Source organism: Mucilaginibacter terrigena (assembly GCF_004168255.1).
In the GTDB taxonomy this organism is placed as follows: Bacteria; Bacteroidota; Bacteroidia; order Sphingobacteriales; family Sphingobacteriaceae; genus Mucilaginibacter; species Mucilaginibacter terrigena.
Genome location: NZ_SEWG01000003.1, coordinates 279,324 through 299,906 on the forward strand (window position 1 = coordinate 279,324; position 20,583 = coordinate 299,906).

18 protein-coding genes and 1 tRNA gene are annotated in these 20,583 nt (G+C 44.6%); 10 read left to right on the forward strand and 9 right to left on the reverse strand.

Going from position 1 to position 20,583, the window contains the following annotated elements; translation table 11 throughout:
• Positions 1-71: 71 nt before the first annotated feature.
• Positions 72-605 (forward strand): protoporphyrinogen oxidase HemJ, encoded by a 534-nt coding sequence (gene hemJ, locus EWM62_RS08500; protein WP_129876231.1) that lies wholly within the window; start codon positions 72-74, stop codon positions 603-605.
• Positions 606-698: 93 nt separating this feature from the next.
• Here the strand turns inward: hemJ and EWM62_RS08505 are convergent, their stop codons facing one another.
• Entirely contained in the window at positions 699-1,973 is a 1,275-nt protein-coding gene (locus EWM62_RS08505; protein WP_129876232.1) for a metal-dependent hydrolase family protein, read from the reverse strand.
• A gap of 108 nt (positions 1,974-2,081) precedes the next feature.
• Here EWM62_RS08505 and EWM62_RS08510 point away from each other — a divergent pair, with 108 nt between their 5' ends.
• Genes EWM62_RS08510 through EWM62_RS08525 form a run of 4 tightly spaced genes read left to right on the forward strand, consistent with a single transcriptional unit; the run spans position 2,082 to position 5,241 of the window.
• Positions 2,082-2,654 (forward strand): RNA polymerase sigma factor, encoded by a 573-nt coding sequence (locus EWM62_RS08510; RefSeq protein ID WP_394342856.1) that lies wholly within the window; start codon positions 2,082-2,084, stop codon positions 2,652-2,654.
• Complete coding sequence (locus EWM62_RS08515) at positions 2,638-3,399, forward strand: hypothetical protein (RefSeq protein WP_162499807.1); 762 nt, start codon at positions 2,638-2,640, stop codon at positions 3,397-3,399. The genes EWM62_RS08510 and EWM62_RS08515 overlap by 17 nt, the downstream gene beginning before the upstream one ends.
• A gap of 18 nt (positions 3,400-3,417) precedes the next feature.
• On the forward strand, positions 3,418-4,218 hold the full coding sequence (locus EWM62_RS08520; protein ID WP_129876234.1) for an outer membrane beta-barrel protein: 801 nt from the start codon (positions 3,418-3,420) through the stop codon (positions 4,216-4,218).
• Between the two features lie 24 nt (positions 4,219-4,242).
• Positions 4,243-5,241 (forward strand): ABC transporter ATP-binding protein, encoded by a 999-nt coding sequence (locus tag EWM62_RS08525; RefSeq protein ID WP_129876235.1) that lies wholly within the window; start codon positions 4,243-4,245, stop codon positions 5,239-5,241.
• 81 nt (positions 5,242-5,322) lie between these two features.
• On the opposite strand, the gene EWM62_RS08530 is transcribed toward EWM62_RS08525, so the two are convergent.
• Positions 5,323-6,240 (reverse strand): PfkB family carbohydrate kinase, encoded by a 918-nt coding sequence (locus EWM62_RS08530; RefSeq protein WP_129876236.1) that lies wholly within the window; start codon positions 6,238-6,240, stop codon positions 5,323-5,325.
• An 86-nt stretch (positions 6,241-6,326) separates the two neighbouring features.
• Here EWM62_RS08530 and EWM62_RS08535 point away from each other — a divergent pair.
• Positions 6,327-6,400: transfer RNA gene (locus EWM62_RS08535), tRNA-Asn, on the forward strand.
• 751 nt (positions 6,401-7,151) lie between these two features.
• On the opposite strand, the gene EWM62_RS08540 is transcribed toward EWM62_RS08535, so the two are convergent.
• Positions 7,152-7,949, reverse strand: a complete 798-nt coding sequence (locus EWM62_RS08540) for a hypothetical protein (protein WP_129876237.1) — start codon at positions 7,947-7,949, stop codon at positions 7,152-7,154.
• A 155-nt stretch (positions 7,950-8,104) separates the two neighbouring features.
• Between EWM62_RS08540 and EWM62_RS08545 the strand changes: the two genes are divergently transcribed.
• The 4 genes from EWM62_RS08545 (at position 8,105) to EWM62_RS08560 (ending at position 11,941) form a co-directional block, all read left to right on the forward strand.
• Positions 8,105-9,298: a sensor histidine kinase gene (locus tag EWM62_RS08545; protein ID WP_162499808.1), complete on the forward strand. Its 1,194-nt coding sequence runs from the start codon at positions 8,105-8,107 to the stop codon at positions 9,296-9,298.
• Positions 9,295-9,918 carry a response regulator transcription factor gene (locus tag EWM62_RS08550; protein WP_129876239.1) on the forward strand — a complete coding sequence of 208 codons (624 nt, stop codon included), beginning with the start codon at positions 9,295-9,297 and terminating at the stop codon, positions 9,916-9,918. Before EWM62_RS08545 ends, EWM62_RS08550 begins: the two co-directional genes overlap by 4 nt.
• 180 nt (positions 9,919-10,098) lie before the next feature.
• Positions 10,099-11,145 (forward strand): YncE family protein, encoded by a 1,047-nt coding sequence (locus tag EWM62_RS08555; RefSeq protein WP_203235011.1) that lies wholly within the window; start codon positions 10,099-10,101, stop codon positions 11,143-11,145.
• A gap of 16 nt (positions 11,146-11,161) precedes the next feature.
• The gene (locus EWM62_RS08560) at positions 11,162-11,941 is read left to right on the forward strand and encodes a phosphatase PAP2 family protein (protein WP_129876240.1); all 780 of its coding nucleotides are present in this window, start codon (positions 11,162-11,164) and stop codon (positions 11,939-11,941) included.
• A 2-nt stretch (positions 11,942-11,943) separates the two neighbouring features.
• Here the strand turns inward: EWM62_RS08560 and EWM62_RS08565 are convergent, their stop codons facing one another.
• From EWM62_RS08565 to EWM62_RS08590, 6 genes are all read right to left on the reverse strand, one after another.
• Complete coding sequence (locus EWM62_RS08565) at positions 11,944-15,006, reverse strand: efflux RND transporter permease subunit (protein ID WP_238989309.1); 3,063 nt, start codon at positions 15,004-15,006, stop codon at positions 11,944-11,946.
• Positions 15,003-15,941: an efflux RND transporter periplasmic adaptor subunit gene (locus EWM62_RS08570; protein ID WP_129876241.1), complete on the reverse strand. Its 939-nt coding sequence runs from the start codon at positions 15,939-15,941 to the stop codon at positions 15,003-15,005. Before EWM62_RS08570 ends, EWM62_RS08565 begins: the two co-directional genes overlap by 4 nt.
• Before the next feature lies 1 nt (position 15,942).
• Positions 15,943-17,181 (reverse strand): TolC family protein, encoded by a 1,239-nt coding sequence (locus tag EWM62_RS08575; protein ID WP_129876242.1) that lies wholly within the window; start codon positions 17,179-17,181, stop codon positions 15,943-15,945.
• Positions 17,182-17,343: 162 nt separating this feature from the next.
• A complete protein-coding gene (locus EWM62_RS08580) occupies positions 17,344-17,781 on the reverse strand; it encodes a PepSY-like domain-containing protein (RefSeq protein WP_129876243.1) in 438 nt (145 codons plus the stop codon).
• A gap of 76 nt (positions 17,782-17,857) precedes the next feature.
• Positions 17,858-19,105 carry a sensor histidine kinase gene (locus EWM62_RS08585; RefSeq protein ID WP_129876244.1) on the reverse strand — a complete coding sequence of 416 codons (1,248 nt, stop codon included), beginning with the start codon at positions 19,103-19,105 and terminating at the stop codon, positions 17,858-17,860.
• Positions 19,102-19,779 (reverse strand): response regulator transcription factor, encoded by a 678-nt coding sequence (locus EWM62_RS08590; protein WP_129876245.1) that lies wholly within the window; start codon positions 19,777-19,779, stop codon positions 19,102-19,104. The genes EWM62_RS08585 and EWM62_RS08590 overlap by 4 nt, the downstream gene beginning before the upstream one ends.
• Positions 19,780-20,583: the final 804 nt, after the last annotated feature.

Genomic DNA, 20,583 nt, shown 5'->3' on the forward strand with positions numbered 1-20,583 from the left:
GTCGCCTGGTTAATGAACGCGAAGAGATTGCCACGTCGCTACGCCCCTCGCAATGACATAATATTAAAAACATGTACCAATACGTTTTAGCCATACATATCATATTTGTAGTCTGCTGGATGGCGGGGCTGTTTTACATGGTGCGCCTGTTTATTTACCATACTGAGGCGCAGGATAAACCCGAACCCGCCCGCACCATCCTCTCTGACCAGTTTCAGATCATGGAGCGTAAGCTTTGGTGGATCATTGCTACGCCAAGTATGTATTTTGTAATTGCCGCCGGTGTAACCATGCTTTACATTAACCCAGCATTATGGAAAATGCCCTGGCTTCATATAAAGCTGTTATTTGTAGTGGGGCTGATCATCTATCATTTCATTTGCCAACAAAAAATGAAGCAAATGGCCAAAGGGGTTTTCAAATGGACATCAACCCAATTACGCCTTTGGAATGAACTGGCCACCATCATCCTGTTTGCCATAGTTTTCCTGGTGGTTCTAAAAAGCACCATCAACTGGATCTTCGGGGTAATCGGTATTATCCTTTTCAGCCTCATCATCATGTCGGCTGTGAAGGTTTACAAGTATTTGAGGGAGAAGAAATAACCAAATGCTATTGCATTTAGCTTATTGTTCCAATTTGAACAGATTGAACAATATCTTTACCTGGTTTTCCGTAGCCTGCTTTAGGCTTCAAGGTTACTTCTGCAAATAAACCACCCCATCCTTTATCACCAGCCTTACCTGTTTAACCGCTTTAATATCCTCCGCAGGGTTGCCCTCAACGGCTATAAGGTCGGCAAGAAAACCGGGTTTTATATTGCCCAGGGTTGCCAGTTCAAAAACTTTGGCGTTTACCGATGTGGCAGAACGCAGCACATCAACAGGTTTCATGCCATACTCCGCCATTAGCAGCATTTCGCGGGCATTATCGCCATGCGTAAACACGCCCACATCGCCGCCCATGCAAATAGTAACCCCGGCAGCTAACGCGTCCCTGAACATCGTGCGTTTCGCTTTTACGTCTTCAGGGTCGGCATCAACACCTTTTTTCCATCCGCTGTAAATATCATTGGCTTCAACTGCCGCAAGGGTGGGGCATAAGGCTATCCCTTTAGTTTTCATCAGCCTGAATAGTTCGGGCGTGCCGCCATCGCCGTGCTCAATGGTGTTAACGCCCGCCGCTATAGCCCGGCGCATGCCTTCTTCACTGCCCGAATGCACCACCACCTGCCTGCCGCGGCTGCTGGCCACCGCCACAGCAGCCTTCAGTTCATCAATCGTAAATGTCGGGGTGGCACCCTCGTCGGTAGCCCAGTAATCGGCGTAAAGCTTTACAACATCCGCCCCGTAGCCTATCTGTGAACGCACAACTCTTGATACACCCTCAACGCCATCGGCCTCTTCGGCGCCAAGCAGCAGGTGCAGCTCGGCAACGTTGCTTTTTGGCCCGTAAGCCCCTGTGGTAACAATTGCGCGTGTGGCTACAAGCATGCGGGGGCCGGGCACAATGCCTTTATTGATAGCGGTTTTTAAACCCACATCGTCATATGCGGCACCTTCGGTACCCAGGTCGCGTACGGTGGTAAAGCCTGCCATTAAGGTGGCTTTTGCATGTTCAACAGCGCGGGCGGTGCGCTCGGCCCGGCTTTCGTTCATTACCTGTTCGTTCCATTTGGTTTCATTATAAGGGTGTAAAAACAAATGCGAGTGGCCCTCTATCATCCCCGGCATAACTGTTTGGCCTTTTAACACTACGATTTTTGCAGATGCAGGTATTTTGATGGCCGATGGTTCACCCGCTGCTTCGATATGATTGCCTTTGATTAAAACATACCAGTTGGTATGCATTTGTTGCCCGTCAAAAACACGTTCGGGTTTAAGCAGGATATATTTGTTGGATGAGGAATCTTGTGCAGCACTTCGTAAGCATAAAAGAAAGATGGCGGAGATCACAAGGTTAATAATTTTCATTAGATATAATTTAGGTTACTTTGAGCCATTAAAAGGCAAAGGAAATTTAGCTAAAATTATTTTATAACCCATGCAACCATTTACAACAGTTTTACATCTTAGTTTTAAATGATGTTTTTGGAACCTAAGCGCACGATAGATGAATTGGTAAAATGCTGCAAGGCCGGGCAGCGTAAGGCTCAGGAATTGCTGTACAAGCAGTTTGCGGCGAAAATGCTGGGGGTTTGCATGCGCTATGCTACTGATAAAATGGAAGCCGAGGATATGCTGCAGAACGGGTTTATAAAAATGTTCCAAAAAATTGATGATTACCGCGGGGATGGATCGTTTGAGGGCTGGGTAAGGCGTATAATGGTGCACAGCTCTATTGAGTATTACCGCCGCCACCACAAAATGATGCAGGTAGTTGATATTGATAACACCGGGCACGAGCCATCTGTAAACGCCACAGCCGCAAGCAGCCTGGAAGCTAAGGACCTGCTGATGCTGATAAAGGCGCTGTCGCCGGGGTATCGCATGGTTTTCAACATGTACGCCATTGATGGCTACTCGCACAAGGAGATCGCCGAAATAGTAGGCATTAGCGAGGGTGCATCTAAATCGCAATTATCAAGGGCGCGGGCTATTTTAAAGGAACAGGTATTAAAAATGGACAATAAGAAATATGAATATGCAGGATAAAGAAATTGACCAACTATTCAGATCCGGGTTGGATAACCTGGAGGTTGAGCCATCGGGTAAGGTTTGGGGCGAGATCAGGTCAGGGCTTGATGCTAAAAAACCGGGATGGAAAACATACCTGAGCATTGCGGCAAGCTTACTGATATTGCTAAGCGCGGGTCTCTATTTCATATCGCAAACAAAGGAGGATATCAAAAAGCCGGAACAAATAACCGCGGTTAAGATCGATAAACCTGCACAGGCGGTTACAGAGCCGGTTATTGCTTTACAAGACATAGTACAACCCCAACCGGAGAAGGTTGTAGCGGTTAACACCGCAGTAAAATCGCGCAAGCAAAAAACAAAAAGCATCACCAGAAATGAGGTGCTACCCGTGAAGCAGGAAGACATATTACAACCCGCAACGCAAATGGCACAAACCATTCAAAAACCGGCTGATGATGTGAAGTATGTGGTACCCGATAAGCAAACACCATTGAACGAAAAACCAACAGCAGCCGATGATGTGCCTTTACAGGCGAATGCTTTAGCTGTACAACCGGCAGCAGATATCAAAACCATAGCCGCCGCGCCCGCAAAAAAACACCGCATCCGCAACCTTGGCGACCTGATAAACGCGGTGGTGAGCAAAGTGGATAAGCGCAAGGATAAACTGATAGAATTTTCGGATACAAAGGACGAGGATGAATCGGTAGTGAGCGGCCTTAACCTGGGCTTTATAAAAATTAAAAAACAAGAACGATAGATTATTATTATACCACATATGAAACGCCTGATTTTTACAGCACTGATATGCTTAACTGCAACCATTGCATCCGCGCAAACCGATTCTGTTAACACCGATACCACCAAAACACGCCGCACACATATTAGACTTGGCTTTGGCGACGATGCCACACAGGTATCAATTAACGATACAACAAGCTATGCTTCAAAAGCGCCGGGCTTTTCGTTCGGGCTTACCTTTACCCGGTTTGATATCGGGTTAACCACCCTGAATGATAACGGCAGCTTTAAGCTGTCGCCAACAAACGATTTTTTAAACTACCGCTCGTGGCGGAGCAGCAACATTGGCTTCGATGTATTGCAGCTAAGCTACCGTTTTAACAGCTCGTTCAGGATCTATACCTCGGGCGGTTTCGACTGGACAAACCTGCGCCTGCGCGAAAGTGTTACCATCCTGCGCGACCAGCCCGTTTTAACTTATACACGCGATAACGTTAAATACGATAAGAACCGCCTTTCGGCCACTTATATACGTGTGCCGGTTGCGTTCGATTTCCGGACGCATAATGATGATGAAGGGAGAAGGTTCCATTTTGTTGGCGGGTTTGAAATGGGTATGTTGTTGAGCAGCAGCCTTAAGCAGGAAAGTAAAGAAAACGGCGACCAAAAGCTGAGCGGGAATTATCACTTCGCTAAATTCAGGTATGGTGCATCAGCCAGGTTAGGCTATGGCTCTATAGGGGTGTTTGCGAAGTACTACTTTAACAATATGTTTGAGAACAGCCCCGCTCAGGATGGGCTGCGCAATTTCTCTTTCGGGATGAGCATTGGGTGGTAGCGCAATTTTGTATCTTTGCCCTTAATGGCAGATGTACCTTTTTTACAGGCAAATTCGGTAAGCAGGAGTTATGGCGGTGCGGAAGCATCGGGAGTTAAAGGGATTGACCTTGAGATAGAACCCGGCAAAATAACCGCTATAATTGGCGAAAGCGGCAGCGGTAAAAGCACTTTATTACGCTTGTTGTATGGCTTGCTCTCGCCAGATAACGGTACGGTATCCTTTAAAGGAGAACGCATTTGGGGACCCGAAGAAAAACTGATACCCGGCCACGACGCCATGAAAATGGTTACCCAGCACACGGATGACCTTAACCTTTTTGCCCGCGTTTGGGATAATGTATCGGGCATGCTGCCCAGCACCAATGTAAAACTTAAGGAGGAAAAAACCGAACAGGTACTTACCCAGTTGAACATAATGCAGCTGGCCTACAAGCGCGTTGCCGATTTAAGCGGCGGCGAAAAGCAGCGCGTAGCCATTGCCCGCGCCATTATTACCCGCCCCGAAGTTTTACTGCTTGACGAACCCTTCAACCAGGTGGATACCTCGTTCCGCGAAGGGCTACAGCACGATATCAGGCAGATAGTAAAGGAAACCGGCCTTACGGTAGTAATGGTATCGCACGACCCGGCAGAGGTACTTTCGATGGCTGATGAACTTATCGTATTGAAGCAGGGCGGCATAGTAGAACATGGCCACCCTAAAACACTGTATCAAACTCCGCTTAACTTATATACGGCCGAACTACTTACCAATTGCAACGTGCTCACCGTTGAAGAAGCAAAGGCGTGCGGGATCAATGCCGATAAAGAATTTGTGGTGATCTACCCCGAATGGATCCGCCTGAACAATATTTTGAAAACCAGTATCTGGACGGTGAAGCAGGTGCTATTTAAAGGTTTTTATGAAGACCTGATACTGGAGAATAACGGTACCATGCTGCGTGTGGTAAATGACGAAAGTGGCAAATACGCCGAAGGCGATACTGTTGGCCTTAAAATAAAAAAGTGGCTGGAGTATTAGTAGCAAGCCCCCTCTAAATCTCCCCCGGTAGGGGAGACTTGAAAATTAAGCCCTCCCTTCCGGCGAGGGTTGGGAGAGGCTTTATTTTATATCGAAAGTAGACAGCTGTACAAACTCCTGTACGCGTGCTTTAATTTCCTGCTCGGTAAGATTTCTTATTTTTTCGGTACCGAATTTTTCTACGCAGAACGATGCCAGGGCCGAACCGAAGATGATGGCGTTTTTCATGTTGTTGAAATTCACGGTGCCTACCTTGGCCATATAGCCAATAAAGCCACCCGCAAAAGTATCGCCGGCGCCGGTTGGGTCAAATACCTCGGCAAGCGGCAGGGCCGGGGCCGAAAAGATATGGTTCTCATGGAATAGCAATGCACCGTGCTCGCCTTTTTTGATGATCAGGTATTTAGGGCCCATGGTCAGGATCTTTTTGGCAGCCTTAACCAGCGAATATTCGCCCGAAAGCTGGCGTGCTTCGGCATCGTTAATGGTTAATACGTCAACCATTTTAATGGTTTCCAAAAGGTCGTCCATGGCAATGTCCATCCAAAAGTTCATGGTGTCCATTACAATAAGCTTAGGGCGGTTTTTAAGGCGTTTGATAACGGTTTGCTGCACCTGCGGGGTAAGGTTACCCAGCATCAGGTAATGGCAGTCCTGGTAGTTCTCAGGGATTATCGGGTCAAAGTTGGCCAATACATTAAGCTCAGTAGCTAATGTGTCGCGGCTGTTCATATCGTTATGGTACTTTCCGCTCCAGAAAAACGATTTTTCGCCCTGTTTTACCTGCAGGCCTTCGGTATCAATATGGTGGTTGTTAAAGTCCTTTATCTCTTCGGTGGGGAAGTCGTCGCCAACCACGGCAACTATCTTAATCTTGTCGTAAAAGTACGAAGCGGCCAAACTTGCATAGGTTGCAGCCCCTCCCACAATTTTATCTGTCTTACCAAACGGGGTCTCGATCGCGTCAAATGCCACAGTACCAATAACTAACAAACTCATGTAAAATATTTTTAATTTTTTTTTGTGCAAATATTGTGAAATTACATCAGAAATCATACTTTTGCACACTCCAAATCAGGAAATACTCCTGAGTAGCTCAGCTGGTTAGAGCATCTGACTGTTAATCAGAGGGTCGCTGGTTCGAGCCCAGCCTCAGGAGCAATAGGCCTTAGCATGCCCGCTAAGGCCTATTTTAATTTTGGACCATTTTAAAATGTGCGTTTAAATCAATAGGGGCTCTTTTTGGTTCGCGCCCATTAAGGTTACGGAGACTGTGTAAACTCTACCCACAACAAAAATATACTTGTAATATATTAATCATCATTTATTATTTGGAACTGATTGTGCTTCTATTGGTTCGAGCTCAAAATAAGAACTATAGAATTTGTTAATTGAAATAATGTGTATTATTGATTAAACAGCGTGATAAGCGCCATTTTAAAACTCCCATCCATATTCTGACTGAATTTTGGTTTTATGATTTCCGTAAATTTTGGTTCGAGGTGTCAATCCCAATAACATCTATTCTTGCCTGCTTTCCTTAATCGCAATTTTTGAAGCCTCTCATTTTGTTGTAGGATTTATTTTAGGCCAAATGAATATATTAATAGAAAAAAGCACAACACCTGAATTGCTGTGGTTTATTACAAAAAGAGAACATCAATGTAAGCCTTGATGAGGCATTACACATTAATTACTAATTTAATCAAGGAGTTGCCTTTCTGATTGGTGCCTTTATGGGACCAATCAGAAAGGCCATTTTAAAGAAAGACGTGGCCTGTTCCTTTGCAGTCATAGTCGCATCATACTCATTTACCGTCGTTGTTCAAATGATTTTATGCTCCCGCTGCCGACTATTCCGAATTTGATGAATTACAGGATTAAAGCGTACCAGGAAACACCAGCCATATTTAATATGTTATATTAAATGTTCCTTCAGTTACCGTCAGGATCCCGGTCGTTCCGGCAATTGGTGCCAGCTTGGCGGTAAAAGAACCGCTGATTTTTTTATTGACAGGGTCAATAGCGGTAACCGTCACTTTAGCGCTTCCGCCGTCAGCCGCGCTTCCCCAGGTCCTGTAACCTATGGTACCTTTAGTTGTAACGTAAGTCATTTTAGCGTAGTAATCGCCAAGCCCCGTTACACCGGTAACGCTGATCGTTGACTCAAAAGTGTAGTAACCGAGTTTCTGGTAAGTGCCCTCAGACCGTTTTCCGGTAATTTTAAGATCTGTTCCGGTGAAAGTACCCTTGCCAGGGTAACTTTCTCTGGAACCGTTTAATTTGTAAGAAAACGAATACGTTTTATCGGGTTCCGGACTTTTTTCATCCGCTTTTATGGTGCCGATAGCAGTAGTTTGATCTTTTATTATTTGAACAGGATAATCCTTTGTTGTTAGTATGTAACCACTTTTAGGCAACACGATGAGATGATAGTTGCCGGGCTTAATTTCCCATCTGTAAAAATTACCGGTAATAGCATCAAGCTGCACGACTACGGCGACATTGGGATCAATATCACTGATCAACGTTATTTTCTCAGCAGCTCCGGCCGGGAAGATGGTACCGTTGAGGTTTCCATAAGCGATAACCGGTTCCTGGGTAGTGGAACCTGGATCGTTAACAGATGGGTCTTTTGACACCCGGCCTTTCTTGCAGGCGGTTAAGCTAATGAGCAGTACAGCCAGTATCGTAAATATTCTTTTCATGACAAGATTTTAATTACAAATTTAACCGGCCTGATGACCGGTTGCAATACCGCAGATTGGGGGATTTTTCAATCAGGCGCATCAAGACCGGCAAAAAGGATGTACTTTTATTTGTCATGTTTGATCGTATCGTTACTTTTTTTATGCCCCGGGAAATGCGCGGTAATATCGCAGACCCTCGTTATCATGAGTTCAGGGTATTGCTGAGTACCTGCCTGATCGGCCTGCCGTTGATGTTGTTATTTCCCATTCCGCTGTATTTTCTGGATAAACCAATTGCGGGCTATTTTATTAATAATGCGCTGGTGATCATCACTTTGCTGTGCGCCCGCTATTTTGGGCATTACCGGATACCGATGACCACTACAGCGCTGGTGACTTACTTTCTCATTTATGACTGGATACGCGATTCCGGGTTGATATTTTCCTCTAATGTAAGCCTGTTGCATATGTACTTGTTATGCGCGATCTGGGCTGATAAAAAGTACGGCTGGTGGGCGATATTTTCTAACCTGGCCGTATTTGGATTCATCTACCATCAAACCTTGTACACCCACCCGGTTAAAAGTGATGCCATGTACGCCCTGATCATGAACGCTATGATAACTATATTTTTTGGTGGATTTTTGGCTTACCTGCAAATGGACCAGGAACGGGACCGAATTAAGATAAAGTCCCTGCAGGATAAGAAGATCACGATGCTGGATGAGGCTGTAAAGCAACGCACCGAACAATTGAACGCTATGCGGGAAGCAATGGCCACTGATTTCCATGACGAAACGGGCAACATGCTCTCGGCTATTACCCGGCAGGCCAGTTTACTCAAGCAAAAATACAGTGAGGGTGATGAAGCCCGCCCAATTGTGGACAGCATTATTAAAAACAGCCGCAAATTATACAGTGCCAGCAAAGATTTTCTTTGGCAACTTCATCACGACAGTGATGACCCGCAGGAACTTTGTCAATATCTTACCGCTTACGGGCAACAGTACTACAACCAGTTCGATATTGCGTTTTCTTCCGTTTCCGCAAATTGCCCGCCTGTACAATTCGCTCCTACGGCAGCATTGAATATCATTTACATTTTTAAAGAGGCCATGACGAATGTAGTAAAACATGCAGCAGCGCAGGAGGTGGTTTTTAACATGTATGGCGAAGAAAAGCAAATTACCTATCAATTACGCGATAATGGGCATTGGAAGGTTGCAGATACCAGCCAGCCGCATTACGGTTTGGGGAATATGGAACGGCGTTGTAAGAAGAATGGCTTTACCTTAAGCGTATCTTCCACACAGGAAGGTACCTGTATTACCGTTACCATTCCTATTCAGATCACAAAAGAAAAATGAAAAAAAGGATTTTAATTATAGAGGATAATGCCGTCATAAGAGAGGGATTTGCTGCCTTGATAGACGATACCGGCTTGTACGAAGTTTGCGGTCAGTACCCGGCTTGTGAACCCGCACTGAAACAACTGGATACCGACCGGCCCGACCTGGTGCTGATGGATATTGATCTGCCGGGAATGAATGGTATTGATGGAACGGTGCAATTGAAAAAACGCCACCCGGCCTGCATTGTGTTGATCATCACGGTGCTGGAAGACAGCGATAAAGTGTTTCGTTCGCTTTGCGCAGGAGCAGGCGGTTATATTGTTAAAAACTCCGATACAGATAGCATTGTAAAAAGCATAGCTGAAGCTTTTGCCGGAGGGGCCCCAATGAGCCTGAGTATTGCTAAAATGGTAGTACTTTCTTTTAACCAGATAACAGGTTCTCCCTTATCCGACCGGGAGAGCGAGGTGTTGCGCGGAATCTCTGCAGGTAAAAGTTATTCGAAAATTGCACTTGACTTGTTTATCAGCAAGGAAACCGTACGCAGCCACATCAAAAATATTTATCAGAAATTAGCGGTCAACAGTAAAGCGGAGGCGCTGAAAGTTGCCGGTAACAATAAATGGATCCTTTAGTAATATAGCCCTTAGGGGAATAAGTTTGGCGTTAATTTGTTCCTTTTTAGCGTTATTAAACTGCATATTAACATCATTGGGGCTCATTCTACTTTATTCAAGTTTGCCCCATCTATGACCTGTTATTATTTTTCTATATAAATTCATCCAACATTCCTACAGAATGATACTGTATATAGCATGAAAAATTCCATCATGTTAAAATCTAATATCGCCAAAGTATTTTCAGTTCTTGGCATTGTGCTAATAGCGCTGGGTGCATCAGCACAGAATAAGACCGGCCTACATATACTCAAAAAACATCCTATTAAAAGTAGCGGTGGTTGGGATTATGTTACGGTTGATGCCGCGGAGAAAAAGATATACGTATCGCACGGTACGCAGGTTAACATTTTAAGCACCGCAACCGGCGATTCTATTGGCGTTATCCCAAATACCAATGGTGTACACGGTATAGCTTTGGTTAAGTCGCTTGGTAAAGGATATACAAGTAATGGCCGCGATAATAGCTGCACCGTTTTCGACCTGAAGACCAATGCCGAGATCACCAAAATCACCGTGGGCACCAATCCCGACGCGATATTTTATGATAATTTTTCTAAAAAAGTATATGCCTTTAACGGCCGCAGCAGTGATGCTACCGTTATTGACCCGGCTACCGATAGGGTTGTTGCAACTATCCCGCTTGGCGGCAAGCCCGAGACTGGTGTATCTGATGGCAAAGGCAAGATCTTCGTCAATTCTGAAACTACTAACGAAGTTGTGGTGATAGATGCCAACACTTACAAAGTAATTAACCGTTATAAAATTAACGATGGTGATGAACCATCGGGTTTAGCTATTGACAGGGTTACTAATCGTCTGTTCATCGGGTGCGGCGGCAATGCTACTATGGTTGTTATGGATGCGGGTAATGGTAAAAACCTGGCCAAATTTAAAATTGGCGATTGCGACGGCGTAGCGTTCGACCCGGCGCTGAAGCTGGCATACAGTTCTAACGGTGATGGCAACATGTCAGTTATCAGGGAGGTAAACGCTGATAAATTTGTATTCGTAGAAAACATCACGACTGAAAAAAGCGCACGCACCATCGGCATCGACCTGATAACCCACCACCTGTTTTTACCTGCCGCACAAATGGAGGCCACACTGCCAACTGCAGAAAACGCGCATCCGCGCCCGCATATGGTAGCCGGGACATTCCATGTAATTGAGGTAGGTAAATAATCATTATTAAATCTGTTTGAAAAAGTTAATTGTTGTTGCATTAGGCATTGTTTCTTTAAGTGCAAACGCGCAAATTATAGATACCGTAAGGCGGGATTCCGCAAAAATAAATGCCCTGCCGGATACAGTGAGGCATCTGGAAAGTAAAGCTATCTCTTTTATTCCACCGGCGGTGTTTGTTACTTACGGAGCCTTGTCGTTTGTTATAAAACCTATCCGCGATGTGGATATACATGTTTATAATGACCTTATAGAAGACCACCCCAATTTTCATTACCACCCCGAGAATTATTTGCAATATGCACCTGTTGTGATGGTTTATGGATTGAACCTGGCGGGCATACATGGTAAAAATACGTTCATAGACAGGACGGTGCTTTTGGGAATGTCTGAAGGCATTATGGCGTTAAGCACCTTCTCGTTAAAAAAAGTAACACACAGGCTTCGGCCCGATGGCTCAAACCGGTATTCGTTCCCATCGGGGCATTCGGGTAATGCTTTTGCAGCAGCCGAATTTATGGCGCAGGAGTATGGCGATAAATCGCCCTGGTATGGCGTAGCGGGTTATACCTTTGCAACAGCCACGGCCATTTTACGCGTTTATAACCGCGACCATTGGTTTAGCGATATTATAGCCGGTGCCGGTTTCGGTATCCTGTCAACAAAGGCGGCTTATCTTATTTATCCTTTATTCAGGAATAAGCTTTTTCACGATAAAAACTCCGGTAAAACTACCTCGTTAATGCCAAGCTTTGGCAATGGTATGGTAGGTTTTGCATTCACCAAGCAGCTTTAAGCTTATCTTTTAACTTCTGCTTTAACAAAAACGTGGTTACGGTAAAAGATCCGCAGCATACTTGGCAACACAATCAGGAGTAAGGGCAACGCTGCTAAAAAGCCACCTATTACCGCTATCGCCAGCGGCTGGTGTAATTGTGCGCCGGCGCCTATTCCCAAAGTCAGGGGCATCAAGGCAATTATTGCCCCCAAGGCTGTCATCAGTTTTGGGCGAAGCCGGGTTGATATGGAATAAACAATAGCATCATCCACGCTGCTTTCCCGTGCGCTTTCGCGGAATTGCCAGAAGGTGAAGATGGCGTTTTCGCCAATGATACCCACAATCATGATGAGGCCGGTATAGCTGCCTACGTTAAGCGGTGTATTGGTGAGAAATAAAGCCAGCAAACTGCCGCCGATACCTAAAACAGCCACAACCAGTATCAGCAGGGCAATCCTGAATTGTTTGAACAGGAACAATATCACCCCGAAAACTAACAGGCTTGCGGTTACCAGTATCATCAAAAGCTCTTTAAAACTTTGTTGTTGTTCGGCATATGCACCACCATATTCTACATGGTAGCCGGGTGGTAGGTTTATTTTTTCGGCTATTCCTTTTTGTATGGCAGGAATAACACTGCCCAGGTCGCTGTTGTCTAAACGCGCACTTATCACACCCATCGCCTGCAGATTCTCCCGCTCAACCTCGGCGTCGCCGGTGTGCAGGTTTACGTTGGCCAGCTGGGTAATCGGTATCAGCCTGCCATCGGGCAAAAACAGGTTGAGGCGTTTAATCCCCGCCACGTCCTGCAGGCGGTTGCCGGGGTAAACCATCCGGATAGGCGATTGCTGCTCGCGCTCAAATAAATTGCCAATAACATTACCCTCTAAAGCCGATTGTACCTGGGTTTGCAAAGCGGCGGGGGTAATATTGTATTGAGCAAGCCTGGCATAATCGGGCACAATATCTACTGATGGGCCGGCAATTACTATCCCGTCGAAAACATCGGCTGTGCCTTTAACATCGGTTACAATAGCAGCCACCTGTTTTGATAAAGCCTGCAGTTTTGCCTGGTCGTCTCCAAATACCTTTATTTCGACGGGTTGGGTGGATGTCATCAGATCGCCCAGCATATCGCCTATAACCTGTCCAAAATCAACCCGTAGTGCCGGCTGAGTGGCTTCGATATGGGTACGCAGGTCGCTGATAACTTCTTCGGATGTTTTGCTGTGCCCTTTTTTTAACTGGATGAGGTAATCGCCGGTGTTTGGCTCGGTAATAAAGAAACCCATTTGCGTACCCGTACGGCGCGAGTATGCTGCCACATCAGGCTCTTTGATAATAACTTTTTCGATCTCGCGCAGCATCCTGTCGGTCTCTTCAAGCGATGTGCCGGGAGGGGAGGTATAATCTAATACGATGCTGCCCTCATCCATATCCGACAGGAAACCGGTTTCTAACCTGCCCGGGATGACGATAATAACAGCCAGCAGCGCTATGATCAAAATAATGCTCATAAATGGCCGAAGAATAAAGAAAGATACCCAACGCTGCCTTTTAACCCCGTGTGCCTCTTCTTTTACCTTCAGGCTGTTAACCTGTGTGTTTTTAGTGAGCAGCAGGTAAATAACGGGCAGGCCCACCCAAGTCACAAAAAAGGACGATACCAGCGTAATGATCATAGTATCGGTCATCACTTTAAAGTAAGCGCCTGCTACGCCCGTCATCAGCAAGAATGGAATAAATATCACAATGGTACTTACCGACGAGCCCACCATGGCCGGGAATAAATAATTGATGGCCTTTTGTAAAAGCGTTATGGTTGGTTCTTCGGGATGCTCCTCATGAACGCGGTGGATCTGCTCGACCACCACAATGGCATCATCAATAATTAAACCGATAGCGGCTGCGATAGCCCCCAGGGTCATGATGTTCAGGGTATAACCAACCGCATATAAAATAATTAGGGTAAGCCCTAAGGTTACCGGAATGGTGATCAAAATAGTGGCGCTTGCCTTTAACGAGCGCAGGAATATAATGGCTACAATAATGGCCAGCGCCAGGCCTATCCATAAGCTATCGCTTACGCTCTTAACCGACTCGTTCACAAAATCGGCCTGTACATAATAGGGTTTTATAGATACACCCTTTGGCAGTACCTTTTGCAGCTCGGCCACCTTGGTGGTCATGGCAGCAGACAGGTCTACCAGGTTGGAATTGGGTTGTTTGATAACCGCTATCAGCACCCCTTCGTGCCCGTTAGCGTTTATTTTAGTATACTCGATACCCGGGTTTATCTGGATCTCGGCCACATCTTTTAACTGGATAACCCGTTTACGGTTATTACTTACCACCAGGTTTTGCAGTTGTTCGCTGGTGTTTACGCTGGCATCGGTAACGGTAAGGTACAGCATCTTAAAATCAGACAAATACCCGTTGCTTTTGATGAACGCCGTTTGCGCCAGCGTATTGGTGATCATATCGGGTGTCAGCCCAAGCGAACTCATTTTCTGGCGGTTCAGCACCAGCCAGTATTCCTTTGTTTTGCCTCCGATAACTCTGATCTCCGACACACCATCCACCTGTGAAAGAAACGGCTTTACAGTATAGGTAGCCAGTTGTTTTAATTCTATAGGCGAAAGATTGTGGCTTTCTAACGTGTACCCGCTAACCGGCAGGATAGATGGGTTCATCTTCTCAACCGTAATATTAGCTTCGGGTGGCAATATATTTTTGATCTGCGCTATGCGCGATTCGATGCGTTGCTGGCTCAGGTCGATATCTGCATCCCAGTTCATATAAGCGGAAATTTCGCAACTGCCGCGGCTGGTGGTGCTGCGCACATAATGCAAATCAGGCACTTGCTTAACGGCATTCTCCAGCGGCTTTGTAACCGTTACCATCATTTTATTTACGGGCTGCAAACCGGCATCAGCAATGATCTTGATCTTTGGAAAAGTAATTTCAGGGAAAAGGGAAGTTTGCAGCCGCGAATAGGCAAAGCCGCCACCAAGCAACACAATAAAAAGCACCAAACTAATAGGCTTTTTATGGGTGATGAAAAAGTTATTCAGGCTGTTCATGGTTTTACAATTTTAACCCTGGCGGTATCTGCCAAACCATAATTGCCCGTTACCGCCACGCGGTCGGTTGGATTAAATGCAGGTGACAGAATCTCTATTCGCCCGCCAGATTCTATGCCTTTTTTTACCGGTATTTTTACTGCTGTGGTGTCGTTTATCAGCTTCATTACCCAAAACTCATTTTGCGTTTCGTTTGATAAAACTGCCGATTTTGGCAACGACGGCACACTGCTTTTTGCAGTTTTAATGATAAGTGCTTTAGCCACCAAATTTTCGGGGATGGGATGGTTGTTATCTACTTTAATAACGATGCCCTGTGTTTGCGACAGCGTATCAACTGATGGCATCAGCGAGGTAATATGCCCCTTAAGTTTCTCGCCATCGGGCAGGGTGAGCGTAAGATTTTGATTATTGGCGATAACGCCCCTCAACTCGTAAGGTAGTTGTAACACAAAAGCAAAACTCTCCCGGTCGCTGATGATGGCCAGTTGTTCGCCGTCCTGCACGTAATCGCCAACCTGGTGCAGCAACTGGGTTACAAAACCACTGCGCGATGCCCGGATGTTGTTAATGCCCGAAAATTTAAAAGTAGTATCTAATACATTGATGGTATTACCAATACTCTGCGCCTCTTTTGTTTTTATGGTGAACATTAACTGGCCTTTTTCTACATAATGCCCCGGCTGCACATTCACCTTTTGGATATAACCGATCGCATTGGCACTCACATAATTTTTTTGCATGAACGATGATGTGGCGTTCAATTCAATAGAATCGGCCAGGGCGCTGTTACCTACCGTGGTTACCGTAATTGGTGTTTGCGATTGTACGGCAGCCTCTTCATCAGCAGGCGCACTGCCGCCACCGCATGACAGCAAGGTGGTAATGCCTACACAGGCAAAAAGTATGATAAATGGCTTGTAATATCGGTTCATATTATCGGCTCCAGTAGTTAAGTTGGTTAATAAGTTGCAGCCTGCTGATGGTGTTTTGGGTAAGCAGGTTTTTTATAGTGAGGTAATTGTTCACAGCCAGGATCAGGTCGGCAATTTTCAGGTCTCCGGTTTGCAGTAACTGGGTGTCCACCTTTATCAGGCTTTCGGAATATTTAAACTGATCGTTTATTTCGGCGATAAGTTTATCGTACTCGCCAATTTGCTGGTTTAGCTGGTTGATCTGCTGTGTATACTGATTATTAAAAAAAGCTTTGTAAGCACGACTGGTTTCCTGCTCGAGCGATAGTTTTTTGTAAAGCAGTTTGCGCTGCCCACCGTCATACAAGGGCATACTGACAGTAAAGCCTACGCTTGTACCAAAGTTTTTATAATACTGCGCAGTAAGGTCGGAGTTGTAACCACCATCTGCAAAAATACTTAGTTTGGGGCGGTAGCTGTAATCTACCAGTATACGGTTATTATCCAACCGTATACTATCCAGCTGGTATTGTTTAAAAAAGATGCTGGCGCTGCGGTCGGTAGTGTTAATGGTCTTTTGCAGCTCGGGTTTAGTTATCTCAAAAATAGTAGTATCGGCTACGCCCGACAAGTAGTTAAGCGTGGCGTAATCTGTTTTGTATTGCAATTTTGTTTGCGATAGTTGCAGCTGCGCTTGTTTAAGCGTTACTAAAAAGGTAAGGTAATCGCTTTGGCGGTAAACGTTGCTGCGGGTAAGGCGTTTTAGCAGGTCTTCCTCTTTGCTAAGCAGGTCGACCACTTCCTGATTAAAACGTTGTTGCTGAAGGCTGCCGTAAGCGGCAATGTATTGACCGATGATAGTGCGGCGAAGGTCTTGTTCAGAAAGTTTAATGCTGTTGCGCAATGAGTCGTTTTGGATACCCAGCGCCGCAAACTGCGCATTTAAATATCCTTTTCCTATAAACGCTTTGCTTACGGTTAACAAGCCATTTAATGATTGCCCGTTAGTGATAGCCTGTGAATAGCCATATCCCTTTATTACCGGTGCATATAAGCCCGCGCTGCTGGCCGTAACTTGTGGTTTAAACCCTGCACGGATGCGCACACTATCTAATTGCGCCGACAGGATCTGGTTATTAAGATCTTTTATCAGCGGGCTGTTTTTTACGGCTTGCTGCAAATACTCATCCAGGGTTTTGGTTTGCGCGAAGCAAGTTGTGCCGAATAAAAGGAATAAAAACAGGTTAATAAAATATCTCATCCGGGTCGTAAACTACAGGCTATCAAGTTAAATTTTTCAATTGTAAATTTCCTAACCAATTCTGTAAACATTTTGTGGGAGAAGCAGCTAAAAAAAATGCTGCGAATGGCACATCCGCAGCATTTAACCGGCCATAATCCCCCGATAAGGCCACGTCTGGTGTTAGTCTTGCGCCGCTTTTATGAATTTGCCGGCGCTGTCAAAAAGCAGGTCTTTGCCATTTACTTCGGCCTCGTAATTTACTTCACCGTTTGCCTTTGTAATTTTAGCGGCTTCTTTAATGGCAGCGCCTTTATAATTTTGTTTAACGTAGCTTAAAACAGATGCAGGTAACTCCGTAGTTTTTATCTCCACTTCAGATTCTAATTGCGTACCATCTGCCTTAAATACTGCCGACATCTCGTTACTGCCTTGTTTAAAGCCCGCTTCAAAATCGCCTTTTTCCTTTTCCCATTTAACCGTTTTTACCGCAGGGTAAGCTTTGCCGAAAGAGGCTTTTACCGCTGCAGGTACTTGCGTTGAACTAATTTTTTGAGCCATAGCAGTTACGCCCATGGCTGTTGCTATTAAAATAGCTGCTGTTGTTTTGATGAATTTCATGTTTAGTAATTTTTATACTAAGCTATACGCCAAAGCTGTGCTCAACTTGGACTAAAACTGGAGGAAATTTGGATAATTAAAACCTTACCGAAAAAGCATGTTTTTTATCATTGTGTTCATAATTAAGCTTAAAGCCATGGCTGTCACAGATCTGTTTGCACAGGGTTAAGCCCAGCCCGATGCCTTCGGAACCGTCAGATTTATGAAACCTTTTTAACACCTGTCCAAAATCAAAACTACCCTCGCCTGTATTACTGATGATTAGTTTTTCCGAATCGAGGTAAACGGATAATTCCCCATCCTGGTGGTTATGCCTGATGGCGTTACTCAGCAGGTTATTCACTAAAATTTCTATGAGCGATTTATTGGCCTGTAGCTGTTTATCGCCCAAAGTAGTTTTCAGTGTGATGCCCAACTGTTGCACCATTTCCTCGTGCTGGTAAATGCACTCTTTCACCACATCTTTTACGTCAACAAGTTGGTTATCCTGTATTAATCCATTCTCTATCTTAGCCAACAATAGCATAGATTTATTTAAACGGGTTAACCTTGTTACCGTGCCGTAAATATCGTTCAGCAGGTTGCTTTGCTTATCGGTAAACTCATCGGTTTGCACCAGGGTATCCAGTTTTGAGTTGATGACCGAAATTGGTGTCATTAGCTCGTGCGAGGCGTTTTCGGTAAATGCCTTCAGGTTTTGATAATCGTTTTTTACCCTGTCGGCCATGCTGATAACGGCCTGGTCGAGTTCGGTAAATTCATCTATTGTTGATGGGGTATTGCTGATGACGCCGTTGTTAACCAAACTAAACTCCTTTAACTGGAACAGCACTTTGTAAAAAGGTTTCCAGATACTTTTTAATATAACCCTATTTAGTATAATGAGTATCACCAGCAGGCTTACAATAACCCCGATAGTGATCAGGAAGATGATCTGGATCAGGTCTTCGGTTTCTACCTTGGATTGGGTTACCAGTATCCGATAATTTTGCCCCGATACTTTTACGGAACTGATAAGCGCACGGCCCGCCTCAAGATCTTTTTCATCCGAGTCATGATAGGTGGTATCTAAAAACCTGCGTTCAACCTGTTTATTGCCAAGCGGCATAAAAACAATTTGCTGATGGTTGCTTTCGTAAACATCGGGCAGACGGTGATTTTTGGTTACGTAGCTAAACACTTCGTTTTCCTCAAGTTCCAAGTCCTTATCTATCTGGCCGGTTAAAATATGGCTGATGGTGTAATAATAGATAATGCCCGTAACCAGCATAATAACAACTGTAACCGCTATGTTAACCCTATTGTATTTGGTTAAAAGTTTCATACGCCGGCAAATTTATAACCCATGCCGTAGGCAGCCTGTATGTAGTCATTACCGCCTGCTTCAACCATTTTTTTGCGGATGTTTTTAATGTGCGAGTAGATAAAATCAAAATTATCAGCAATATCGATACTATCGCCCCAAAGGTGCTCGGCAATTGCGCTTTTGGATACCACCTTACCTTTATTGGCGATGAAATACAATAACAGGGAGTATTCTTTACGGGTGAATTTTACAACAACGTCCTTCACTTTTACAGCTTTCGCATCAAGATCGATATCGATCTCGTTAAATTTAAGGTTGTTGTTTCCGTTGAATGTTCTACGCCGTACTATAGCCGTAACCCTTGATTTCAGTTCTGATAAATGGAAGGGTTTGGTCAAATAATCATCCGCTCCCAGGTCGAGCCCGGTAAGGCGATCGCTCAGCGAGTTTTTTGCAGAGATGATGAGCACCCCGTCGTTATGCCCGTTCCCTTTTAAATGTTTTACAATATCCAAGCCATTGCCGTGGGGTAGGGTAAGGTCAAGCACTACGCAATCGTAACGGTAAACACTAACCTTTGCTAAAGCCGAGGTGAAATCTTTCGCCGTTTCGCAAATGCTGTCGCTGCCTGTAAAGTACGCTTCAATGCTATCGCGCAGGCCTGTTTCGTCTTCTACTATCAGTATCTTCACTTTATAAAATTAGCACTTAAAATTGGAGAAATGCTGTTGTAACTACTTTAAAGATAATTGTAATCTAAGAAACAATTAAGCCCCTTTAAATATATATAGGGCGGTAGATTTTATTGAGACTTTGAATCACTATGATAATAAATACACGTTTTAAGAAATTGAAAAATGACTGAAGTTAGGTTCGATTCCGCGAGGGGATACCGGTCTATACAAGAGTTGTCTAAGAGGCGAATGGTTAGGTATAGCAATAGGTAAAATCGGTACCTTGATAAAGCAAAACAATTCTCATTCTCATCCCTCTCAACCCGACTAACCCACTTTTTACCACGCGAGCGGAACGATCTGAAAGTTTTCAGGAGTTTATCCAACTGCCCTAAATCGAACCATTTCAATGCTGAAGACCCATCAAAAGCTGATTGTAAATACCCACGGCTAAGCTAATCAAAGAAATCCTCAGCATAAAACAAGCGAAAACTAACCGAACAAGCGAACAATTAAAAAGGTGGCTGAGCCGACATCTTAAATCAATGAAAAGTGTTTCTCGAGATAAATTTGATTTAGAAATCATTTATTAATGGCAAACATTTCTAATTGAGTTTAGGCTCTCGTGGCTTTCTCAGTTTTACCATGTTCTCAATTTCAGTTTTCTATATGATGCTTTAGATGGATAATTTTATTTGAAACCGAGTTTAAGTACTATGGATTTATATTGATTTAAGCTAAATTTCTCTTGTTATTTGAGTATTGGACAAGTCAACTGTTTTGCCTTTTAAGGCAAGTTATTTTAGAACATCTGATTAATAT